Genomic DNA, 22,806 nt, shown 5'->3' on the forward strand with positions numbered 1-22,806 from the left:
TGATCAGCCCAGCCGCAGCGGCAGCGCACGGCCCGAGAGACCGCGCCCGCGGTGGGCGATCCGCTCGGCGAGCGCGTCGATGGCCAGGGCTGCGACGTCGTCGGGCTCTCCGAGCACGACCGGGACGCCCTGGTCGCCGCCTCGCCGGAGCGCAGGGCTGAGGGGGATGGATGCCAGCAGCGGCACGTCCGCGCCGTCGGCGCTGAGCGCCGACGCGACCTCCGCCCCGCCGCCCTCGCCGAAGAGGTCGAGCAGGGTGCCGTCGGGAAGGGCGAACGCGGCCATGTTCTCGATCACGCCGATGACGCGCTGGCCGGTCTGCCTGGCGACGAGGCCGCTGCGGATCGCCACGTCGGCGGCGGCAGGCTGCGGGGTGGTGACGACCAGCACCTCCGCGTGCGGCAGGATCTGGCCGATCGAGATCGCGATGTCACCGGTTCCCGGCGGCATGTCGATGAGCAGCACGTCGAGGTCGCCGAAGAACACGTCGGTGAGGAACTGCTGAACCGTGCGGTGCAGCATGGGCCCCCGCCAGGCGACCACGGCTTCCCCGTCGCGAAGGAACATCCCGATCGACACGGTCTTCACATCGTGGGCGACGGGCGGCAGCATCAGGTCGTCGATGCGCGTCGGCTGCGTACCGGGTGCGATGCCGAGCAGACCGGGGATCGAGAAGCCGTGCACGTCGGCATCCACCAGACCGACGCGCAGGCCCTGACCGGCGAGAGCGACGGCGAGGTTCGCCGTGACGGTCGACTTCCCGACGCCGCCCTTTCCGCTGGAGACGAGGATGACGCGGGTGAGCGAGTCGGGTCCGAACGGCATCTGGCGCGCGGGGCGGCCCTCGCGCAGCTTCTCGGTGAGCGCGCGGCGTTCGTCGGGCGTCATGACGCCGACGTCGACCGCCACCTCGTCGATGCCGATGACGGATGCTGCGGCATCCCGCACATCCTGCTCGATGCGCTGAGCGGCGGGGCATCCGACGATCGTGAGCACGATGGCGACGCGAGCCGTCGATCCGTCCACGGCGATGTCCCGCACCATGTCGAGGTCGCCGATGGGACGGCGCAGCTCGGGATCGGAGACCGCGGCGACGGCGGCCCGCACGCGGTCAGCGAGCGTCATTGCTGTTCTCTGCGGCGCCCTCATCGTCGTTGAGCTCGGCGAGCAGCGCCCTGAGCTCCTGGCGCAGAACGTCGCGGGTGACCTGCTGGTTCGAGCGCTCCTCGAGCGACATGCGCAGCGCCACGATCTCGCGGGCGAGGTACTCGGTGTCGGCGAGGTTGCGCTCGGCGCGCTGACGGTCCTGCTCGATCTGCACGCGGTCTCGGTCGTCCTGCCGGTTCTGCGCGAGCAGGATGAGGGGGGCAGCGTACGACGCCTGCAGCGACAGGATCAGCGTGAGGGCGGTGAACCCGAGGGCCGCGGAGTCGAAGCGCCACCAGCCGTTCTGCTCGGCCAGCATGGTGTATCCGATCCAGAGCGCGCAGAACAGCGTGAGGATCGTGAGGAAGGTCGGCGTTCCCATGGCCCGCGCGACCCACTCGGTGAAGCGGCCGAAGCGGTCGCGCGACGGCGCCTGCGTGCGTGTGGTGCCGCGGGTGCCGGGGGTGTCGAGACGCGCCGCGCGCGAGGGACGCGCCATCATCGGGCACCAGCCGTCGGCTCATCGGCGTCATGGGTCCGCCAGTCGTCGGGCAGCAGGTAGTCGAGCACGTCGTCGACGCTGATCGCGCCGACGAGGCGGTGCGCGCTGTCGATCACCGGCAGCGAGACGAGGTCGTAGCTGGCGAGCATGCGGGCGACCTCGGCGGCCGAGGCGGTCACGGCGACCGGCTCGACGGACTCGTCGAGGATCGCTCCGAGGCGCTCGTGCGGTGGGTAGCGCAGCATCTTCTGGAAGTGCACGACGCCGAGCAGACGACCGGTCGGCGTCTCGAACGGCGGCAGCGTGACGAACACGGCCGCCGCGAGCGCCGGGTGCAGCTCGTGACGGCGGATCAGCGCGAGCGCCTCGGCGACCGTCGCATCGGCAGACAGGATGATCGGCTCCGGCGTCATAAGACCGCCGGCCGTGTCGGCGCCGTAGCGCAGCAGCTTGCGGACGTCTTCGGCCTCCTCCGGATCCATCAGGGCGAGGAGGTGCTCGAGGCGCTCGGGCGGAAGCTGGGCGAGCAGGTCGGCCGCGTCGTCGGGCTCCATCTCGTCGAGCACGTCGGCGGCGCGTTCGTCGCCGAGCCGGTCGAGGATGCCGACCTGATCGTCTTCGGGCATCTCCTCGAGGGCGTCCGCGAGCCGCTCGTCCGGCAGCTCCTCTGCGACCTCGATGCGGCGCTCCTGTGGCAGATCGAGCAGCGTCGTCGCCAGATCGGCGGCGTGCAGCTCGGAGTAGGTGGCCACCAGCTGCTCGGCCGACTGCGCCTCGCCCGGCTTGCGCAGCTCGGCGACCTCGTTCCACGAGGCGAAGGCGGTCGGGCCCTTGGCGAACGGCGACGCGCTGGTCTTCGCCTTGCGAAGGAACAGCTGCGTGATGCCCCACTCTCCGTGGCGGTCCTGCTCGATGGCGACGTCCTCGACGACCGCGGTGCCGCCGCCGTCGACGAGGCTGACGCGACGACCGAGGAACTCTGCGACCACGCGCACCTCGCCGGGACGGGGCTGGAAGCGGCGCACGTTGATGAGGCCGGTCGTGATGACCTGGCCCGAGCGGATCGAGTTGACCCTCCCGATCGAGAGGAAGACATGCCGGCGCCCGGGGATCTCGATCACGAGGCCGATCACCCGGGGCGACGCGGTCTTGCGATAGACGATGACGACGTCGCGGACCTTGCCGAGGCGATCACCGGCCGGATCGAACACGGCGCAACCTGCCAGACGTGCGACGAAGACCCGTTGTGTGCTCACTGCTCCAGCGTAGTCCGCGAGCATCGTGTCGTCCCGGCGGGTGACGACTCGCCGCCGTCGATGGGACAATGGCGGCATGAGCATGCTGAACCGACCGGTGAACGGGAACGACCTCGGCGAGGTGATCGCGTCGACGAAGGACTACGAGGCCGCCCAGAAGATCGTGTCGAAGCTGATCGCGGGCGAGGTGCCGGCGCGCGACATCGCCATCGTGGGAGAGGGCGTGCGCACGGTGGAGCGCGTGACGGGGAAGCTCGGGTACGCCGCTGCTGCGCGGTCGGGCGCCACGAACGGCGTGCTGATCGGCCTGCTGCTGTCGGCGATCATGCTGTTCGGCACGCCGGACGCCCCGATCTCGCTCTTCCTCGGCTTCCTGCTGATCGGCGTCGCGCTCGGCATGATCATGAGCCTGGTCACGTACTCGATCGTGCGTCGGCGCCGCGACTTCGCGAGCATGATGCAGATGCTCGCAGAGCACTACGAGGTGCGCGTGCAGGCTGCTTCTCTCGCCAAGGCCCGTGGTGTGGTGGGGCCCGAGCGGCCGCAGTCCGTGCGTCCGCCCGTCGACCTGAGCGAGCCGCCGCGCTACGGCGAGCGCGTCCCCCCGGCGGGGCAGGCCGGCCCGGCTGCTCCGGTCGCGCCGCCTGTGGCAGATCCCTCCCCGGCACCGCAGCCGCCCGCCGAGCCGGAGCAGGGCCCTGGTGCCGATCCGGCTCCCGGAGAGGCCGGCGGTCCCGTCATCCCCCCGAAGCCGCCGCTTCCCGGCACGGAGCCGGGAGACAGCGCCCCGGCCTCGGGAATCCCCGCGCAGCCAGGAGCGGCTGGAGGCCCGGCATCCGGTCCTGACTCCGGCTTCGGCGGCGAAGCGCCGCGTCCCACTGATCTGCGATGACGGCGGAAGGTCGCGTGGCGACCGGCGCATCGGCGTGGGCGCTGGGGATGCTGGTGCTCCTGCCGATCCCGTTCCTGGGCGCGCTCGCCGCAGGCGGCGGGATGATCGCGGCATACGGCTCGCTGTCGAGGCAGGGGCCGCTGGCGAAGCAGAACGCCGCCACTGCACGTGCGTGGGGCCGGCTGTTCCTCGTGTCGTCGACGGTGCTGCTGCTGGCCCAGCTGGTAATCGGGCTGGTGCGCATGACGACGCCGAGCGCGCCGGCGACCGGATTCTTCCCGCAGGGCATCCCGTTCGCGCTGTACATCGTCGTGTGCGTGATGCATCTGGTCGTCGTGCTCGTGGCGCTGCGTCGCGCACGCCGCGGTGAGGCGGTGCGGGTGCCGTTCGTGAGGAGCGCATGATGGGCGTCGAGGTCGGCCTGCCGACGGGTGCCGTGTCCGTCACCACCGCGTGGTCCGAACCCGACGACGACTCCCGTGGCGTCGTCGCGATCGCCCACGGTGCGGGTGCGGGCATGGACCATCCGTTCCTGGTGGGATTCTCCGAGGCGCTGCGCGTCTCGGGCTTCACGACGGTGCGCTTCAACTTCCCCTACGTCGAGGCGGGGCGGCGGATGCCAGGACCCGCGGCCCACGCACTGCTGACCTGGCGCGCCGTGGTCGACAGCATCCGCGCGGAGCGTCCGGATGCGACGATCTGGGCGTGCGGCAAGTCCTACGGCGGCCGGATGGCGTCGATGGCCGCGGCCGAGGGGCTGGAGGTCGATGGGCTCGTCTATCTGGGCTACCCGCTGCACCCGCCGGGAAAGCCCGAGAAGCCGCGCGTCGAGCACCTGCCCGCCGTGCGCCCGCCGCAGCTGTTCGTCGAGGGCACGAACGATCCGTTCGTGCAGCCCCTCTCGCAGCTCGAAGACGCGGTCGCGTCGTGTCAGGATGCCCGGATCGCCTGGATCGACGGCGGCGGGCACTCCTTCGAGGTGAAGGGCAGCAAGCGTCCAGCAGACGTCGTGGGCGCGGGCCTGGCCCCGCTGGTGGTCGATTTCATCGCCGAGGTGTGCTCAGGACGGTGAGTGCCGTCAGTCGGTCGGGGCGACTCCCTCACGGCGTCCTGACGATGTCCTGGTCTTCCAGAACACGCCGCACAGTGCTGCGCCCCAGTTTCGCCATCGCCGGGTTGGACTCCGGGTAGTACCAGACCAGACCCATCGCCTGCTGCAGCGCCCAGGCGGCGCCGCGTCGCCACTCGTCGTCGGATGCGTCGACGACCGCCCGCAGGGCGCGCCGCGGGCCGGCATCCAGAAGATGCCAGGCGCACACCAGATCCAGCGACCGATCCGCGGGGCCGAACGACCCGCCGTCGAGCACACCCGTCAACCGACCGCCCGCCACAAGCACGTTCGCCGGTGTGAGGTCGCGATGGCTCATCACGTGATCACCGGCGACAGGCACCGAGCGGAGGGCGTCCCATGCGACGGCGACGGCGTCGACGTCGACGATCCCGCTGCTCTCAGAAAGACAGTGCGTCATCCAGGCGTCGTGGTCGGCGAGCACCCCGCCGCGACCCTGTCCGTCGAACACGCGCCCGCCCACCGGCACTGCGCGCAGCGCGAGGATCAGCGCGCCGAGATCCGCCGCGAGCGATGACGAGCCCGCCGTGCGGATCGGGTCGGCCACGTCGCCGGGCAGCCAGGTCTGCAGCGACCACGCCGATCGGTACCGCTCATCGCCCTGGGCCACGCCGAGAGGCTCGGGTGCGGGGACGGGGCAGGCCAGCGCGAACTGGGCCAGCGCCGCCGCCTCGGCCTCGAGGCCGGCGGCGGACGCGGATGCCAGCGGGAATCGCGCGGCGGCGTCGGCGCCCACCCGGAAGATCGCGTTCACCGTGCCGGCGCCGGGCACTGCGACGACGGGCAGCCCCCGCAGACGCGGGAACTCGCGGGCGATCAGTTCGCCCGCGAGCTCCTCGTCGACGGCCAGCCGGCCCTCGTGCATCCGGATGCCGGTCAGCCCTTCAGCCGAGCGATCCAGGCCTCGACATCCTCGACGGTGCGCGGGATGTCGGCAGACAGGTTGACGGCGCCGTCGGCGGTCATCAGGATGTCGTCCTCGATGCGGACGCCGATGCCGCGCAGCTCCTGCGGAACGGTGAGATCGTCGATCTGGAAGTACAGGCCGGGCTCGATGGTGAAGACCATGCCCTCCTCGAGCACGCCGTCGTAGTACATCTCACGACGTGCCTGAGCGCAGTCGTGCACGTCGATGCCGAGGTGGTGCGAGGTGCCGTGCACCATGTAGCGGCGGTGCTGGCCGCCGTTGTCGGCATCCAGCGCCTCCTCGGCGGTCACGGGGAGCACACCCCACTCGGCGGTGCGCTTCGCGATGACCTCCATGGCGGCCTCGTGCACGGTGCGGAACCTCACCCCCGGCTTGGCGGCGGCGAACGCCGCGTCCGCCGCTTCGAGCACGACCTCGTAGACCCGGCGCTGCACGTCCGAGAACGTGCCGTTCACCGGCAGGGTGCGCGTGATGTCGGCGGTGTACTGGCTGTCGACCTCGACGCCCGCGTCGATCAGGATGAGATCGCCGGGCACCACGGCGCCGTCGTTGCGCGTCCAGTGCAGGTAGCACGCGTGGTGACCAGACGCGGCGATCGTGTCGTAGCCCTCCCAGTGCCCGTCGCTGCGCGCGCGCTGGTGGAAGACGCCCTCGACGATGCGCTCGCCGCGCGGATGCGCGACCGCCCGGTCGAAGTCGCGGATGATGTCGTCGAATCCGGATGCCGTGACGGCGACCGCGTGACGCATCTCGGCGATCTCGAACTCGTCCTTGACGAGTCGCATCTCCGACACGAAGCGCGTCAGCTCCTCATCGGCGTCGACGACGAGGTCGTCATCGGTCGCGACGAAGGTGTCGACGTGCGCGGTGGCGAGGTCGAGGTCGGCGGCGACGCCCGCGAGCGAGGGCCGAGGGCCGATCCAGAACTCGCCGATCGTGGCATCCGAGTAGAACTCGCTCGTGGTGCGGTCGGCGCGCTCGCGGAAGTACAGGGTGATCTCGTGGCCGCTGCCGGTCGGCTCGAAGACGAGCAGCGAATCGGGCTCCGACTCGTTCGCCCAGCCCGTCAGGTGCACGAAGGCCGAATGGGCGCGGAACGGATAGTCGGTGTCGTTGCTGCGCTGCTTGAACGATCCCGCCGGTACGACCAGGCGCTTGCCGGGGAAGGCCGCCGATACCTTGGCGCGGCGCGCGGCCGCGAAGGGCGCCTGCGCGCGCGGAGCGGGCATGGACTCGGGGCGGTCGGCCCATCCGGAGGAGATGGTGTCGAGGAATCCGCGGGGGAACGGCTGCTTGCGGGGATTCTTCTCTTCTGCGACGGCCTCGGCGGGGGTCTCGACGGCGGCGTCGTTGTCTGCGCTGGTCATGTGTCCATTCTCGCACCGGAGTATCGGCGCGGGCATCCGGGGCGGCGCCGTGGTTGGCGATCGGGCCGAGTTCGGCTATCGTGAGCGCGTGTCCTTCACCTGTCGCTGTTGTCGCTGAGCGCCCCGCGCTCATCTTCGACGACCCCGACGGCACGCCGCCCTCCCGCAGCTCTCCTGCTGCGCGCGGCCACACATCCAGGACCCTCTCATGCGCTACGCATCGCACATCGCCGACCTCGTCGGCGGCACACCCCTCGTACGACTGAACCGCGTCACAGACGGCATCAGCGCCACCGTGCTCGCGAAGGTCGAGTACTTCAATCCCGGCGGATCCGCCAAAGACCGGATCGCGAGCGGAATCATCGACGCGGCCGAGCGCGACGGGCTGCTGCGCCCCGGGGGCACCATCGTCGAGCCGACGAGCGGCAACACGGGCGTCGGCCTCGCGCTGATCGCCCTGCAGCGCGGCTACCGGATGGTCTTCGTCGTGCCCGACAAGTTCGCCGGCGAGAAGGTCGCGGTGCTCAAGGCGTACGGCGCCGAGGTCGTCATGACACCGACGAACGTGCCGCCCGAGCATCCGGATTCGTACTACAGCGTCTCCGACCGTCTCGCCCGTGAGATCCCGGGCGCCTTCAAGCCGAACCAGTTCGCGAACCAGAACGGCCCGCGGGGTCACTACGCGACCACCGGGCCCGAGATCTGGCAGGACACCGACGGCAGGGTGACGCACTTCGTCGCCGGCATCGGCACCGGCGGCACGATCAGCGGGACAGGACGATTCCTGAAGGAGCAGGGCGACGTGGTCGTCGTCGGCGCCGACCCCGAGGGGTCGATCTACTCCGGTGGCCCCGTGCACGGCTATGCGGTCGAGGGCGTCGGCGAGGACTTCATCCCCGACACGTTCGATCCGGCGGTCGTCGACCGCTTCGAGCGCGTGACGGACGCCGAGAGCTTCTTGATGACCCGCAGGCTGGCGCGCGAGGAGGGCCTGCTCGTCGGCGGCTCGTCCGGCATGGCCGTCGTGGCGGCCCTGCGCACCGCCCGGGACCTTCCCGACAGCGCCGTCGTGGTCGTGCTGCTGCCCGATCACGGCCGCGGATACCTGTCGAAGATCCACGACGACGGCTGGCTCACCGATCACGGCTTCGCCGACCTCGTCCCACCTCGCACCGCACACAGCACCGCCCCCGCAGACACCGATCCCACCAGGAGCACACGATGACCACCGCAGCCCGCGCCTTCGCCAGCCTCGCCGTCCATGCGGGGCAGGAGTTCGATCCCACCACCGGTGCGGTCATCCCGCCCGTGCACTTCTCGACCACGTACGCCCAGGACGGCATCGGCGGCCTTCGTCAGGGCTACGAGTACGGCCGCAGCGCCAACCCCACCCGCACCGCGCTGCAGACCCAGCTGGCTGCGATCGAGGGCGGTGCGCACGCCTTCTCGTTCGCATCGGGGCTCGCGGCCGAGGACACCCTGCTTCGGACCGTGCTCTCGCCCGGCGACGAGGTGCTGCTCGGCAACGACGTCTACGGCGGAACGTACCGCCTGCTCGCCCGAGTGCTCGGCCCGTGGGGAGTGCGGCTGCGCGTCGTCGACATGAGCGACGCCGAAGCCGTCCGCGCCGCCGTCGCCGAGCGCGCACCCCGGATGCTCTGGGTCGAGACCCCGTCGAACCCGCTGCTGCGCATCACCGACATCGCCGGTCTCGCCGCGATCGGCCGCGAGGCGGGCGCTCTCGTCGTCGTCGACAACACGTTCGCGACTCCGGCGCTGCAGCAGCCGCTGCTGCTCGGCGCAGACGTGGTCGTGCACTCGACGACGAAGTACCTGGGCGGGCACTCCGACGTGGTCGGCGGCGCTCTCGTCATGAACGACGATGCGCTCGCCGAGCGGGTGGGCTTCCTGCAGTTCGCCGTCGGCGCGGTGTCAGGTCCGCTCGACGCCTGGCTCACCACCCGCGGCATCAAGACCCTCGACGTGCGCATGCAGCGGCACAGCGAGAACGCGACGAGGATCGCCGAGTACCTTGCCGGCCACGAGCGCGTCGCACAGGTGCACTACCCGGGCCTGTCCACTCACCCCGGCCACGAGATCGCCGCGCGGCAGATGTCGGCGTTCGGCGGCATCGTGTCGGTCGCCCTCGAGTCCGGACAGGCCGCGCGGCGCTTCGCCGAGTCGACGCGCCTCTTCCAGCTCGCAGAGTCGCTCGGCGGCGTCGAATCGCTGGTGAACTACCCGGACGCCATGACGCACGCGTCGGTGCGCGGAACCGACGCCGCTGTTCCCGAGGAGGTCGTGCGTCTCTCGGTGGGGATCGAGGACTCCGCCGACCTGCTCGCGGATATCGAGCAGGCTCTGCGCGCCTGAGTGTCGCCGTCTGTGCCGCTCAGCGCGCGGCGTCGGCCGGCTCGAGCTGGGCGACGAGGGCGCGGTGATCGCTGCCGCCGGCGTCCGCGAGCACCAGGGTGCCGGTGGCCTTCCACTGCGGGCTCGACATGATGTGGTCGATGGGCGCGCCGGCCAGCCGTGGGAGCTTCGCGGGCCAGGTGCCGACCATGCCGTTGCCGGTGCTCGATGCGGCATCGACGCAGCGGCCCATCGTGCCGCCGGCGATGCCGAACGACGACATGTGATCCAGCGTCGCGTTGAAGTCGCCGGCGAGGATGAACTCGCCCTCCGGGCACTGATCGGCGATCCACTCCAGGTCGGATCGCCACTGCGTCATGGCGTCTTCGCGCGGGGCGACGGCGTGCACGGCGACGATGGTGGGGCCTGTGCCGTCTACCGGCATCGCGACGGCGCTCGGCACGGATCCGGTGTTGCTCGACCCATCGCGCGACGAGTCGATCACCGAGTACTCGCCGAGCTCGGCCGAGATGAGGATCGTCGTCTGCCAGGCCTGAGGGCCGTTGGGCACGTCGGGGCGGATGTTCACGTGGTGCACCCACATCGGGCGTCCGGACTCGCGCATCATGATCGCGATCTTCTCGCCGACCTCCTCGGAGGTCTCCGGAAGGGCGACGATGTCGGCGCGCTGCTCGTCGATGACGGCGGCGATGGTCTCGGCCGACACCGCGGCGCCCGCGGTGTTCCAGCTCAGCACCCGGACGGCATCGTCGGTCTTCTCAGGAAGGGCGTCTGCGCCGTACCCGCGCAGCGCGCCGATGAGGCCGATGGAGCCCGCACCGACCAGCGACACGATGAGGATCGATGCGGCGAGACCGCGGAGCGGCCTCGCGAACAGCAGAAGTGCGGCGAGCACGGCGACGACCAGCAGGGCCACCAGGGCCGCTGCCCGTGAGGCGACGACCTGAGCGATCGGGAAGGCCGTCTCGAGCTGGAAGAACTGCGGCCAGACCAGAATCGCCGTCGCGATGGCGAACAGCACGGTGAAGAGGATTCCGACGAGTCGTAGCATCGCCCGAAAGCCTAGGGGAGACGGCTGTGATGCCGCTGGCGGTACCCTCGAAGGATGACCACAGGCCCCTCCGCCCGCTTCGAGGGCCCGAGCGACCTGCATCTGCACTCCAACCACTCCGACGGCACGGAACCGCCGGCGGAGGTGATGCGTCAGGCGCACGCCCACGGCATCCGCACCGCCGCCCTCACCGACCACGACCGCACGACCGGGTGGAGGGAGGCGGGCGATGCCGCCGTCGCCCTCGGCATGACATTCCTGCCTGGAATGGAGTTCTCCGCCAAGCACGAGTGGCGCAGCGTGCACGTGCTCGGCTACCTCTTCGACCCCGACGACCCCGATCTCGTCGCCGAGACCGATCGCATCCGCAGCGACCGGATCGGTCGCGCGGAGCGGATCGTGCGCAGCATCGGCCGCGATTACGACCTGCACTGGGACGACGTGCTCGCGCAGACGACTCCGGATGCCACGGTCGGCCGTCCGCACATCGCGGACGCACTCGTGGCCCGGGGCATCGTCCGCGACCGCACGGAGGCGTTCGACGGCATCCTGCATCCTCGCGAGGGCTACTACGAACCCCACTACGCGCCAGACCCCCTGACCGCCGTGCGACTCATCACCCGGGCCGGGGGAGTGGCGGTCATCGCGCACCCGGTCACCGCCGGACGTGATCGCATGATGCCGTTGTCGTACATCGAGCGGCTCATCGGCGAGGGACTCGCGGGCTTCGAGATCGATCACCGCGAGAACACGCAGGACGGCAAGCGACTGCTGCGCGGGATCGCCTCGCGGCACGACCTCGTCGTCACCGGATCGAGCGACTACCACGGTGCGGGCAAGCCGAACCGGCCCGGCGAGAACACCACCGCCGACGAGATGGTCGCGCGGATCATCGAGCGCGCGACCGGAACGCCGCCTCGCACGCCCTGACCCCGGACGCTCCGACGCGCAGCACGGCATCCACGTGGCTGTCGCTGCGCTCACCCGCAGACACGATCGAGGCCCCTCCTGCCAGGCAGGAGAGGCCTCGATGAGCTGATCCGATCAGGCGCCGCTGGGGGCCGCGCCGCCGCTCCGGCGGCGACGACGACGGCGCTGCGGGGCCGGCTTGCCGTCACGGTGCTCGCTGGTCGCGTCGCCGTCATGCGTACCTGCGCCGTCCGCATCCCGGTCGACGGCGGAGGCGTCCGAGTGTCCGGATGCCTGCTGCTCTGCGCCCTCGGTGAAGGTCGAGCCCACCTTGTCCTCGGCCGACCCGCGACGGCGGCGGCGACGGCGGCGGGTGGTGCCCTCGTCGGTGCCCTCGGCTGCGGCATCCGCCGCCTTCTGCGGCTGACGCTGGCGACGCTCGGAGGCCGGCTTCTCGGCCTTGGGAGCCGTCACGAGACGCCCCTTCGTGCCGGCGGGGATGTCGAGGTCCTCGTAGAGGTGCGGGCTCGACGAGTAGGTCTCGACGGGCTCCGGCTGGCCGAACTCGAGAGCGCGGTTGATCAGGGCCCACTTGTGCAGGTCCTCCCAGTCGACGAAGGTCACCGCCGTGCCCGTCTTTCCCGCGCGTCCCGTACGGCCGGCGCGGTGCAGGTACGTCTTCTCCTCGTCGGGGATGGTGTGGTTGATCACGTGAGTGACGTCGTCGACGTCGATGCCTCGGGCGGCGACGTCCGTCGCGACCAGCACGTCGCGCTTGCCCGCCTTGAACGCCGCCATCGAGCGCTCGCGCTGCTCCTGGCCCATGTCGCCGTGCACGCCGCCGACGTTGAAGCCGCGGTCGCCGAGCTCGTCGACCAGCTTCTGCGCGGCGCGCTTGGTGCGGGTGAAGATCACGGTCTTGCCGCGGCCCTCGGCCTGCAGGATGCGGGCGATGATCTCGTCCTTGTCGAGCGAGTGCGCGCGGTAGACGATGTGCTTGATGTTCGCCTGCGTCAGCCCCTCGTCGGGGTCGTTGGCGCGGATGTGGATGGGGTTCGACATGAACCGTCGCGCGAGGGCGACGATCGGACCGGGCATGGTCGCCGAGAACAGCTGGGTGTGGCGCACCGGCGGCACCTTGGAGAAGATCTTCTCGATGTCGGCGAGGAAGCCCAGGTCGAGCATCTTGTCGGCCTCGTCGAGCACCACCTCGGTGGCGTTCGACAGGTCGAGCAGACGCTGGTTGGCCAGGTCGATGAGGCGACCCGGCGTGCCGACGACGATCTGCGCGCCGGCCTTCAGCTGGTCGATCTGACCCTCGTACGCCTTGCCGCCGTAGATGGCCACGACGCTGGTCGAGCGGTTCGAGGTGAGCAGGTCGATGTCTTCGTAGACCTGCACGGCGAGCTCGCGGGTGGGGACCACGATCAGCGCCTTCACGCCGTGCTCGGGGTCCTTCCCGAGGCGCTGCACCACGGGGATGCCGAAGCCGAAGGTCTTGCCCGTGCCGGTCTTGGCCTGCCCGATGATGTCCTGGCCGGGAAGCCCGAGGGGGATGGTCTGCTCCTGGATGGGGAACGCGTCGACGATGCCCTTCGCGGCCAGCGCGTCGATGATGTCCTGATCGATTCCCAGATCAGCGAATGAAGTCACAGTGTTCTCTTGCCTGTCCGGCGCGTGCGCGGTGCATGCCGCGCGAGCGGCGCCTCGTTGTGGATCCACGCCGTCTCATTGCATGCCACAGGCGCGGGGCCCTGCTCCGATGGCAGGACGGGACAAGCCTACCGGAGGACGGCCCTCGGCCCAGTAGTCTGGGCGGGTGGTCAACTGGTTCTGGAAGCGCAAGCCGCAGCGGCGCCCCCTGAAGCTGCGCAGCCGCGGCGAGACGGGCGACACGACCCGCGTCGACTTCGCCGAGCTCGCGCCCGAGCTGAACCGCTTCCTCGGTCAGGCCGCCTACCTGCAGCTCGGCTACTTCGAGACGCTCAGTCGCGGCATCCGGGGCACGCAGGAGCTCGGTCGCAAGGAGGCGCTGTCGCGTGCCGCCGGAGCAGCCCTCGACAAGCACCGCGCGATCGTGCAGGTGATCTCGGAACGAGGTGACGATCCGACGCAGGTCATGCTCCCGTTCCGCGAGAACCTCGACGAGTTCCGGCGCAAGACGATCGGCGAGCGACAGGAGGAGACGCTGCTCGCGGTCTACCTGACGGCCGGCATGCTCGACGACTTCTACCTCGCGCTCGCCTCGAGCTACGGCGAGACCGGAGAGCGCGTCGCGGCGATCCTCCGTCAGGACGACCGGGGCGAGGAGATCGTGTCGATCATCCAGCAGACCATCGAGAGCGACGACGAGTGGCGCTCGCTGCTGTCGATGTGGGGGCGCCGCCTCGTCGGCGACACCCTGCTGGTCTGCCGCGACGCGCTGCGGCCCGACCGCCTCGTCGCCGACGACCAGCGGATCGAGCCCGTCTACACCGAGCTGATGGGCGCGCACGCACGGCGGATGGATGCCATGGGGCTCGCCTCGTAGCATCCGGATCCGCACGGGCCTCCGGCACGCCTCGGGTCAGATGCCGAGCGACTGCTTCTCGGCGGCGTCATGACGGACGCGCTGCGCGGTGAGTGCGGCGGTGGCTGCCGCGGCGACGAGGATCCCCGACCCGATGCTCGCCACCCAGAGCAGGACATCGCCCTCGGCCACCCCTGACCACTGCATGATCGTGTAGACCGCCGCGGTCGTCGCCGTCGCGATGGCGGGGGTGACCGCTGCACCGCGAAGCTCGCGCCGCGGCATGGCGAAGTGCAGGGCCACGCCCAGCGAGCACGCCGCGATCACGGCGAGCAGGATGTACATGTCAGGCGACGAAGCCGACGCGGCGCGACTCCTCGGTGCCCAGCTCGATGTAGGCGAGGTTCGCGGTGGGCACGATGTACGAGCTGCCCTTCGCGTCGGTGAGGCTGATGTGGCTGGCGTTCTGCTCGAGAGCCGAGGTCACCTGGGCGCGCACCTCGTCGGCGCTGCTGGACGTGTCGAAGCTCAGCTCACGACCGGTGTTGATGATGCCGATGCGGATTTCCACGCGATCTCCTCAGGTTGGGCGAACACCGGCAACTCTACCCGCAGCTCCGACGGCGAGGCGGGCCGGCGGCGTGGATTTCGCCGTGGGCGCACAGGGCGTCTCGCGGGAGCGCGGTGGGTGTCGGCAGCCCGATATAGCGTGGATGGCATGACCCCGGATGCAGCTCAGCAGGCCGTCGTGAACGCCGATGCGGCGGCATCCGGCGTCATCATCGGGGCACCGGGAACCGGCAAGACCAGCACTCTCATCGCCCGCGTGGTGCGCCTTCTCGCGACCGGCGTCTCCGCCGATGAGCTGCTCGTGCTCACCCCGAGCCGCCAGGCGGCCACCGCATTGCGCGACCGCGTGGGGGTGCTCATCGACCAGGCGACCCCGGGGCCGCTCGCCCGCTCGCTCGGATCGTTCGCCTTCCAGCTCGTGCGCGGCGTCATGGTGCACCAGGGGCATGAGCCGCCGGCGCTGCTGACCGGGGCCGATCAGGACCGCATCCTGGCCGACCTGCTCGCAGGCGATGCCGAGGACGATGTGCGTCGCTGGCCCGATGCACTGAGTCCTGCCGTGCGGGCGTCGAAGGGATTCCGCTCAGAGCTGCGCGCCTTCCTCGCCGAATGCACCGAGCTCGGCGTCCGGCCGGGCGAGCTCTCCGCCTCAGGCCGCGATGTCTGGCGCGCCGCCGACGACTTCCTCGACGAGTATCGCGAGGTGATGGGCGGCATGCGCGTCGCGCACCGTGACGTGCCAGAACTGCTCGCCGAGGCGACCGCGATCCTGCGCACGGCCGACCCTGCCGCCCTCGGCCCGCTCGCCCGCCTGCGCGTCGTGCTGATCGACGATGCGCAGGAGCTCACGCGCGGCGGGGTGCGACTCGTGCGGGCGCTGCGATCGCGCGGGGTCGCCGTGCTCGCCTTCGGCGACCCCGACATCTCGTCGGGCGCCTTCCGGGGGGCGAGCCCGCAGCTGTTCGCCGACCTCGCCCAGGCTCTGGGGGAGGTGCACGTGCTCGACGGCGCCCACCGGCAGAGCCCTGCGCTGACCGCTCTGACCCGCACCGTCACGCAGGCCATCGGCGTGGCCGGGCGCGTCGAGCATCGTCGCGCTCCCGGCGAGACGGACGGGGCGGGCGTGCGCACCCTGATCGCTCCCTCTCCGCATGAAGAGGTGGATCGCATCGCGGCCGTGCTGCGCGACTGGCACCTCACAGAGGGCATCCCGTGGAGCCGACTCGCCGTCATCGCGCACGACACGCGACAGATCGTGATGCTCGAGGCAGAACTCGCGGCGCGAGAGGTGCCCACCAGGGCGGCCGGCGTGCCCCGTCCGCTCGGCAGCGAGGGCATCGTCCGCGAGATCGTCGAGATCGTGCGCCTGGGTCTCACCCCGCCCGACGAGCGCCCCTCCGATCTGCTGTCCGAGGCGCTCATCTCGCCGTTCGGCGGTCTCGATGCCGTGGGTCTTCGGCGGCTGCGCGGGCGCCTGCGGCACGTCGAGCTCGAGCAGGGCGGGTCGACTCCCGCCCGCGAGCTGCTTCGCGAGGCCATGCGGTTCCCCCATCTGTTCGACCGGGTCGACGCACCAGAGGCCCGCGTCGCACAGCGCTTCGCCGAGACGCTGCGCATGCTGCACGACGAAGGATCCGCCGGTCGCACGATCCACGAGCTCCTCTGGACCGTCTGGGACCGTGCGCGTTCGGTCTCCGGCGGCTCGCTGCAGGCGGCATGGCGAACGGAGGCCGCCCAGCCGGGCGGCGCAGAGATCGCCCGGTCGCTCGACAGCCTCGTCGCCCTCTTCGACGCCGCCAAGCGCTTCGTCGAGCGCTCGCCGCAGGAGAAGCCGGCGCTCTTCATCCGCGACATCCTCGACAGCGAGGTGCCGGAAGACACCCTGTCGACGCCAGACCGGCCGGGCCTGGTGACCCTGCTGACGCCGGCCACGGCGCTCGGCACCGAGTTCGACGCGGTCGTCGTCGCCGGCGTGCAGGACGGCATCTGGCCGAACGTGCGTCTGCGCGGCGGGATGCTCGAGACCTGGCGTCTGGCCGAGGCGATCTCGGCCGCGAGATCGGGAGAGCCGGAGACGGTGCCGGGAGTGCTCGACCGGCGCAGGGCGGCCCTGCACGATGAACTCCGGCTGTTCGTGCGAGCGATCTCGCGAGCGCGGACCAGGCTCGTCGTCTCGGCGGTGGACGACGACGATCTGACTCCGAGCCCCTTCTTCTCGTTCCTGCCCGCACCGCCTCCCGCAGAGGAAGACGAGCTGCGCTTCGCGCATCCGCTCACACTGCGCGGCCTCGTATCTCGTCACCGGCGCACGCTGACGACCTCGACCGATCCTGCGGACCGCGCATTCGCGGCCGGCCAGCTGCGGATCCTCGCCGAAGAGGGGGTGCCGGGTGCGCACGTCGACGACTGGTACGGCGTCACCGAGACGTCGAGCACAGCGCCCCTGCGCGACCTCCATCTCGCACCGGTGCGCGTCTCGCCGTCGAGACTCGAGGCGTTCGAGGAGTGCGGGCTGAACTGGGTCGTGTCCTCGCTCGGGGGCGACACGGTGATGCCGCCGTCGGCGGGCATCGGCACCATCGTGCACGAGGTGATGGAGAAGGTGCCGGACGGCGACCCCGATGCGATGCGCGCCATCATCGACGAGCACTGGCCGGAGCTCGACTTCGAGACCGCATGGATCGGCCGCAAGGAGCGCAGGCGAGCGGACCTCTACCTCGAGCGGCTGCGCTCGTACCTCGGCGAGGTGTCGAGGGACGGCGGTCGAGTCGTCGGGGCGGAGGCGCCGTTCCGGTTCGCCGTCGACCTCGACGGCGGGGAGGTGCTGCCGGCCGACGTGGAGACCGCAGCGGCCAGCGCTCGTCCGCGCGCGCTGATCAGCGGCGTGATCGACCGGGTCGAGGTCTACCCTGCGGGTGCCGGTGAGCATGAGGGCGCCAGAGGGCAGAAGTGGGAGCGGATGGGCGGCGGAGAAGCCGAGCGGGTCGTCGTGGTCGATCTGAAGACGGGGAAGTACGAGCCCGATACCGAAGCGAACGTCCGCGAGCATACGCAGCTCGCCGCCTATCAGATCGCGGTGCAGGAGGGCCTGCTCGAGGGAGCGCCTGCCTCGGCGCTCGCGGGCGCCCGCCTCGTCATCGTCTCGAAGACCGTGGGCAAGGCGCAGTACCGCGTCGCCCACCAGCACGCGCTCGGCGACGATGCTCGGGCGGCCTTCCTGCAGCGGGTGACCGCCGCCGGCCGGGGGATGGCGGCGAGCAGCTTCACCGCCCAGGTCGATGCGCACTGCGCCGACACCCAGGTGCGTGTGACGCCCTGCCACATCCACACGGTTCCGGCGGTGAGCTCATGACCTTGACCGCGACCGAGACGATCTCGGCCGAGACCATCGCACTGGCGCTCGGTCTGCCCGTGCCCACCGAGGCCCAGCAGAGGGTCATCCAGGCCCCCCCGGCTCCAGCGCTCGTCGTCGCCGGTGCCGGCAGCGGCAAGACCGAGACGATGTCGGGGCGGGTGGTGTGGCTCGTCGCCAACGGTCATGTGCGCCCTGATGAGGTGCTCGGCCTCACCTTCACCCGGAAGGCCGCAGGCGAGCTCGCGGAGCGCATCGGCATCCGGCTCGAGATGATCGACCATTTCGCCCGGCGGGGGCTGCTGCCGCACCTCACCGAGATCGTGGCCGACGGTGCGCTGCGGCGCATCCACGACGCCGTCGCGGGCCCGCCTCGCGAGGCCGTGCGCGTGCAGGTGCTCGACGAGCTCGCCGAGCGCTTCACGACCGGGTGGGACCCGCGTACGCCGCGCTCGGCCGAAGACCTCCTGGTCCGGCCGAAGGTCTCGACCTACAACGCTTTCGCCGACGGCATCGTACGCGAGCACGCGGCCCGCATCGGACGCGATCCTGAGGCGGCGATGTTGAGCCAGTCGGCCTCGTGGCTGATCGCGCGTGCTGTCGTGCTGCGCGCCGACATCCCCGACCTCGAAGAGATCGACCGCTCCCTGGGCGGCGTCATCGACGCCGTGCAGAAGCTCGCCGCCGAAGTGCTCGACCATCGTGTCGACATCTCCGCGGTCGAGCGCGTCGCCGCCGAGCATGCAGCCGCCTTCGAGCCGTACCGGACCAATCGCGACGTCGACACGGCGGCCCTCAACCTGCGCAGCATCCCCGTGCTCACCAGGCTCGTCCGCGATTACATGGCCGAGAAGCAGCGCCGCGGCGTGCTCGACTTCGCCGACCAGGTGGGCGGCGCGTTCGACATCGTCGAGGGCGCCCCCGATGTGCGGGCCGACCTGCGCGAGCAGCATCGGGTCGTGCTGCTCGACGAGTATCAGGACACCTCGGTGGTCCAGACCCGCTTCCTCGCGGCGCTGTTCCGCGACAGCGCGGTGATGGCCGTGGGCGACCCCCATCAGTCGATCTACGGGTGGCGCGGCGCGAGCGCCGACAACCTGTACGCCTTCAGCCGCGCGTTCGCGCACGACCAGCCGGCGACGACCTACAGCCTGATGACGAGCTGGCGCAACGACAACCGGATCCTCGATGTCGCCAACCGCGTGCTCGAGCCGCTCAAGAGGCCGGGACTCGACGTGCCGGCTCTCGAACCGCGGCCGGGCGCGGGGCAGGGACGGGTCGAGATCCGCTTTCCGCACACGGTCGACGACGAGGCGGACCAGGTCGCCGGATGGTTCGCCGCACGACGCCGCGAGCACGACGAGTCGCACCCCGAGCGTGCGCATACCGGCGCGATCCTGTTCCGGTCGAAGCGCCACATGCAGACCTTCGCCGCCGCGCTGGCACGACAGGGCATCCCGCATCGCATCCTGGGCCTCGGCGGGCTCCTCTCCACCCCCGAGGTGGTGGACGTCGTCTCGATGCTGCGGGTCATCCATGACCCGACCGCGGGGTCGGCGCTCATCCGCGTGCTCGTCGGCCCTCGGTTCGCGATCGGGGTCGCCGACATGGCCGCCCTCTACGACCTCGCCACCGCACTCGCCGGCCGTGATGCCGACCTCGCGCCGCTGGCCGACGAGGTGCAGCAGCGGGTGCGCTCGTCACGGGGAGCGGATGAAGCCGTGTCGATCGTCGACGCGGTCGACTTCCTGCGCGCGGCCCCTGACGACTACCGGCTCATCTCGGCGATCAGTCCGGAGGGTCGCAGGCGCCTGCGGTCGGCGGGGGAGATCCTCGAGCGGCTGCGGCGCTCGGCAGGTCTGCCCATCCCCGAGCTGATCCGACTGATCGAGCTCGAGCTGCGACTCGACATCGAGCTCGCCGCGAACGAATCCCGCGGGCCCGCCAGGGTCGCGGCGACGCAGCTGCGGGCGTTCGCCGATGAGGTGCGGGCCTTCCTCAGCGCCGACGACCGCGGCACTATCGGCAGTCTGCTGGCCTGGCTCGACAAGGCCGAGAGCACCGACGAGCTGATGCCCCGCCCCGAGCCGCCCGAGCCGGGCGTGGTGCAGCTGCTCACCATCCACGGGTCGAAGGGTCTCGAATGGGATGCGGTCGCGGTGGTGCGGCTCGTCGACGGCGAACTGCCAGGGCGACCGCAGGACACCTCGGGGTGGTTCGGCTTCGGCGTCGTGCCCTTCGCCCTGCGCGGAGACCGAGACGCGCTGCCGGTGTTCCGCTGGGATCCGCGAGCCGAGATGGACGCTGCCGGCGACGAGCCGGCCAAGCGGCACAAGGCAGCGCTGGACGCGCTGGCGGCGAATGTGACGAAGGCCTTCCCCCACGGCGGAGCACTGCGGAGATTCAAGAACGAGTACCGCGACTACCAGCAGCAGGAGGAACGTCGCCTCGCCTACGTCGCCTTCACCCGGGCGCGCAACGACCTCCTGCTCTCTGGCGCCCACTGGGCCGGGCAGGTCAGGCCGCGGCAGGCGAGCCCGTACCTTCTCGACGCGATCGACGTGCTGGGCCTCGATCCCGTCGCCGGCGTCGACCCCGATGACAACCCGTACGACGGCCCCGGCATGACCCGTTCATGGCCGATGGATCCGCTGGGCGACCGACGTGCCCGTGTCACCGCCGCCGTGGACGACGCTCGCGCAGCACTCGCGTCGACGGAACGCCCGGAGCCCACTGCTCAGCTGCAGAGGCTCCTGGCGGAGCGCGCGGAGCGGCAGGCGTGGATCATCGGCGACGCGCCGACGCGCGTTCCCGCCTCTCGCTTCAAGGACTGGGTCACCGACTACCGCGGCACGCTCAGCGATCTCGGTCGGCCGATGCCCGAGAGACCGTTCACGCAGACGAGGATCGGCACCCTCTTCCACGCGTGGGTAGAGCATCGCTCCGGCCTCGTTGGTGCCGGCTCGACGGTCGAGAGCGCGCTATGGGAACTCGACGAGGACTGGCACGACGCGGTACAGCAGGCCGCGACCGGCAGCGACGACGAGCGCGCTCTCGCCGAGCTGCGCGCGGTGTTCGAACGCAGCGAGTGGGCGCAGCTGCAGCCCATCGCGGTGGAGATCGAGATCGACTTCGCGTTCACCGGCGGGCACATCGTCATCTGCAAGCTCGACGCCGTGTACCGCCGGGACGACCGGGGCGGTCGGATCGAGATCGTCGACTGGAAGACCGGCCGAGCGCCGCGCACGGCCGCCGAGCGCGAGGAGCGGATGCTGCAGCTCGCTCTCTACCGGCTCGCGTACCACCGCCGGTTCGGCGTTCCGCTGGAGGACATCGACGTGGCGCTGTTCTACGTCGCCGACGATCTCATCATCCGCGGCGACCGCGTCTACTCGGAGTCGGACCTGGTCCAGCGCTGGAGCGCAGCCCGAGCCGCGCGCTGAGCCTCATCGGCCGAGTCCATGTCGCTCGGCGCCGGGTCAGGGGCGGGGCGCGTCCTCACCGACTCATCGGAATGATGCGAAGAGCCGCGCACGCCGCTGACATCCGTGAGGTCCTGCGTCGCCTCGTCCCACGATGCGGGCTGAGATCCGGCCATGAGTCCCGTGCGGTCGGCGCCCTGCTGATCGGCCGACGGATCGATCGAGCCGGTCTCGTCGCCGTCGGAGCGATCGGCGTCGGACCCGTCCGCACCTCTCTCGGAGACACCCTCGCCGGACGACGCGTCGTCGGCGACGTTCCCGGTCTCGTCGCGCTCGTCCTGCCAGAGGTCTTCCGGTCGGTACGCATCGGTCTGCATCGACGTGTCGATGTCGGTCGACCGGGTGTCGGGCACACGGTCGAGCACGTCGAGCGCCGAATCCACTCCACCCGTGTACGACGCGACGACGCGCAGGTCGTCGCTGCGCAGTCCGGCGCTGAGCGACTCGAGCAGGCCGGCCGCGTCGTCGACGATGTCGGGTCGGCGCAGCTCGTCGCCGTGCACCAGCCATCGGGCGAACTCGAGCTCGGCGTGCAGCCGGGCGCGCACCTGCAGCGCGTCGTCGGCCGCGCGCTGCGAGGCGGCGGCGTATGCCGAGAGGATGTCGGATGCCGCCTCGGGGGCGCCCGAGAGCCATCCGAGATCCTCGGCGGGGTCGCCCACCGAGAGACCGCGCCAGCCGAGCACGGCGACGACCTGCGGGCCGTCGTGCGGGTCGTCCTCGAACAGGAACGACAGCGCCTGGATGCCGCCCAGTGTCACGGCGCTCTCGAAGCGCCAGAGATCGTCTGCGGCCACAGCGTCCCGCCAGCGTGCACTCAGGCGGGCAGGCACCCGGCCCGTCGCCGATGCGCGGTCGACGAGCTGCTCGGTCTCGGTGCGGACGGCCGCGGCGTCGCGCACGCCGAGGCCCGCCGAGCGCACGACCGACGGCGGAAGCGCATGCACAGCCGCGATGGCCTCGCCGATCGAGTGCGCGGCGCCGCGCCCTGCCGGGATGTTCGACGCCTCGATCTGGAACCCCGGCATGAGGTCGGTCACCAGAGCCCGGGCCTCGCCCACCCTGGTCTCGCCCATGGCGGTCGGCACGCGGAAGCTCAGCATCTCCCTTGCGCCGGCTGTCAGGGCCCGCAGGGCGAGCGCCTCCTCGGCGAGCTCGATGGCCGCGGCGTCGTCGGCGGCGACCCGGATCACGAGCTCGCTGCCGTCGGCGAGCGTGGCGACGGCCGAGTCGAACCTCCCGTCTCCGTCCGCGGTCAGAGCGCGAGCGCCCGTGACCTCCGCCCCGGGCACAGCGGCCGTGACCGCCGCCACTAGAGTGAAAGGAGAGCGTGCCATGCT

At 71.1% G+C, this 22,806-nt stretch carries 19 protein-coding genes; 9 read left to right on the plus strand and 10 right to left on the minus strand.

The genetic code is table 11. The annotated features are described in order from the left end of the window. Positions 1–3: 3 nt before the first annotated feature. From AB0N59_RS08940 to AB0N59_RS08950, 3 genes are read right to left on the minus strand one after another with little or no spacing between them, the layout of a single operon-like run. On the minus strand, positions 4–1,125 hold the full coding sequence (locus AB0N59_RS08940) for a P-loop NTPase (RefSeq protein WP_363481765.1): 1,122 nt from the start codon (positions 1,123–1,125) through the stop codon (positions 4–6). Then, positions 1,112–1,645, minus strand: coding sequence for a DUF1003 domain-containing protein (locus AB0N59_RS08945; protein ID WP_363484161.1), 534 nt, complete (start codon positions 1,643–1,645; stop codon positions 1,112–1,114). Before AB0N59_RS08945 ends, AB0N59_RS08940 begins: the two co-directional genes overlap by 14 nt. After that, entirely contained in the window at positions 1,645–2,904 is a 1,260-nt protein-coding gene (locus AB0N59_RS08950) for a CBS domain-containing protein (protein WP_363481768.1), read from the minus strand. The genes AB0N59_RS08945 and AB0N59_RS08950 overlap by 1 nt, the downstream gene beginning before the upstream one ends. Before the next feature lie 76 nt (positions 2,905–2,980). On the opposite strand from AB0N59_RS08950, the gene AB0N59_RS08955 reads away from it, so the two are divergent. The 3 genes from AB0N59_RS08955 to AB0N59_RS08965 are packed head-to-tail and all read left to right on the plus strand — an operon-like array spanning position 2,981 to position 4,868. Beyond that, complete coding sequence (locus AB0N59_RS08955; protein ID WP_363481771.1) at positions 2,981–3,796, plus strand: general stress protein; 816 nt, start codon at positions 2,981–2,983, stop codon at positions 3,794–3,796. Beyond that, entirely contained in the window at positions 3,793–4,200 is a 408-nt protein-coding gene (locus tag AB0N59_RS08960; RefSeq protein ID WP_363481774.1) for a hypothetical protein, read from the plus strand. Before AB0N59_RS08955 ends, AB0N59_RS08960 begins: the two co-directional genes overlap by 4 nt. Beyond that, the gene (locus AB0N59_RS08965; protein WP_363481777.1) at positions 4,197–4,868 is read left to right on the plus strand and encodes an alpha/beta family hydrolase; all 672 of its coding nucleotides are present in this window, start codon (positions 4,197–4,199) and stop codon (positions 4,866–4,868) included. Before AB0N59_RS08960 ends, AB0N59_RS08965 begins: the two co-directional genes overlap by 4 nt. 28 nt (positions 4,869–4,896) lie before the next feature. Here the strand turns inward: AB0N59_RS08965 and AB0N59_RS08970 are convergent, their stop codons facing one another. Both AB0N59_RS08970 and AB0N59_RS08975 read right to left on the minus strand, forming a co-directional pair. Further along, positions 4,897–5,790, minus strand: coding sequence for a phosphotransferase (locus tag AB0N59_RS08970; protein ID WP_363481780.1), 894 nt, complete (start codon positions 5,788–5,790; stop codon positions 4,897–4,899). Positions 5,791–5,801: 11 nt separating this feature from the next. Next, complete coding sequence (locus tag AB0N59_RS08975; RefSeq protein ID WP_363481783.1) at positions 5,802–7,220, minus strand: aminopeptidase P family protein; 1,419 nt, start codon at positions 7,218–7,220, stop codon at positions 5,802–5,804. Between the two features lie 208 nt (positions 7,221–7,428). On the opposite strand from AB0N59_RS08975, the gene AB0N59_RS08980 reads away from it, so the two are divergent. Both AB0N59_RS08980 and AB0N59_RS08985 read left to right on the plus strand, forming a co-directional pair. Next, a complete protein-coding gene (locus AB0N59_RS08980) occupies positions 7,429–8,445 on the plus strand; it encodes a pyridoxal-phosphate dependent enzyme (RefSeq protein ID WP_363481786.1) in 1,017 nt (338 codons plus the stop codon). After that, entirely contained in the window at positions 8,442–9,593 is a 1,152-nt protein-coding gene (locus AB0N59_RS08985; protein ID WP_363481788.1) for a cystathionine gamma-synthase, read from the plus strand. Before AB0N59_RS08980 ends, AB0N59_RS08985 begins: the two co-directional genes overlap by 4 nt. A 19-nt stretch (positions 9,594–9,612) precedes the next feature. Here the strand turns inward: AB0N59_RS08985 and AB0N59_RS08990 are convergent, their stop codons facing one another. Continuing rightward, positions 9,613–10,644: an endonuclease/exonuclease/phosphatase family protein gene (locus AB0N59_RS08990; RefSeq protein WP_363481791.1), complete on the minus strand. Its 1,032-nt coding sequence runs from the start codon at positions 10,642–10,644 to the stop codon at positions 9,613–9,615. Positions 10,645–10,698: 54 nt separating this feature from the next. On the opposite strand from AB0N59_RS08990, the gene AB0N59_RS08995 reads away from it, so the two are divergent. Beyond that, positions 10,699–11,574: a PHP domain-containing protein gene (locus AB0N59_RS08995; RefSeq protein ID WP_363481794.1), complete on the plus strand. Its 876-nt coding sequence runs from the start codon at positions 10,699–10,701 to the stop codon at positions 11,572–11,574. A 114-nt stretch (positions 11,575–11,688) separates the two neighbouring features. On the opposite strand, the gene AB0N59_RS09000 is transcribed toward AB0N59_RS08995, so the two are convergent. After that, a complete protein-coding gene (locus AB0N59_RS09000; RefSeq protein ID WP_363481797.1) occupies positions 11,689–13,206 on the minus strand; it encodes a DEAD/DEAH box helicase in 1,518 nt (505 codons plus the stop codon). A gap of 166 nt (positions 13,207–13,372) precedes the next feature. Between AB0N59_RS09000 and AB0N59_RS09005 the strand changes: the two genes are divergently transcribed. Next, entirely contained in the window at positions 13,373–14,083 is a 711-nt protein-coding gene (locus tag AB0N59_RS09005; protein ID WP_363481800.1) for a ferritin-like fold-containing protein, read from the plus strand. A 36-nt stretch (positions 14,084–14,119) separates the two neighbouring features. Here the strand turns inward: AB0N59_RS09005 and AB0N59_RS09010 are convergent, their stop codons facing one another. Next, complete coding sequence (locus AB0N59_RS09010; protein ID WP_363481803.1) at positions 14,120–14,407, minus strand: hypothetical protein; 288 nt, start codon at positions 14,405–14,407, stop codon at positions 14,120–14,122. 1 nt (position 14,408) lies between these two features. Continuing rightward, entirely contained in the window at positions 14,409–14,633 is a 225-nt protein-coding gene (locus AB0N59_RS09015; RefSeq protein WP_182252702.1) for a DUF3107 domain-containing protein, read from the minus strand. 147 nt (positions 14,634–14,780) lie between these two features. Here AB0N59_RS09015 and AB0N59_RS09020 point away from each other — a divergent pair, with 147 nt between their 5' ends. Next, positions 14,781–17,984: an ATP-dependent DNA helicase gene (locus AB0N59_RS09020; RefSeq protein WP_363481806.1), complete on the plus strand. Its 3,204-nt coding sequence runs from the start codon at positions 14,781–14,783 to the stop codon at positions 17,982–17,984. Next, positions 17,981–21,427: an ATP-dependent DNA helicase gene (locus AB0N59_RS09025; protein WP_363481809.1), complete on the plus strand. Its 3,447-nt coding sequence runs from the start codon at positions 17,981–17,983 to the stop codon at positions 21,425–21,427. Before AB0N59_RS09020 ends, AB0N59_RS09025 begins: the two co-directional genes overlap by 4 nt. Here the strand turns inward: AB0N59_RS09025 and AB0N59_RS09030 are convergent. Beyond that, complete coding sequence (locus AB0N59_RS09030; protein ID WP_363481812.1) at positions 21,373–22,803, minus strand: phosphotransferase; 1,431 nt, start codon at positions 22,801–22,803, stop codon at positions 21,373–21,375. The genes AB0N59_RS09025 and AB0N59_RS09030 overlap by 55 nt on opposite strands. Positions 22,804–22,806: the final 3 nt, after the last annotated feature.

Source organism: Microbacterium sp. NPDC089321, assembly GCF_040684935.1.
GTDB lineage: Bacteria > Actinomycetota > Actinomycetes > Actinomycetales > Microbacteriaceae > Microbacterium.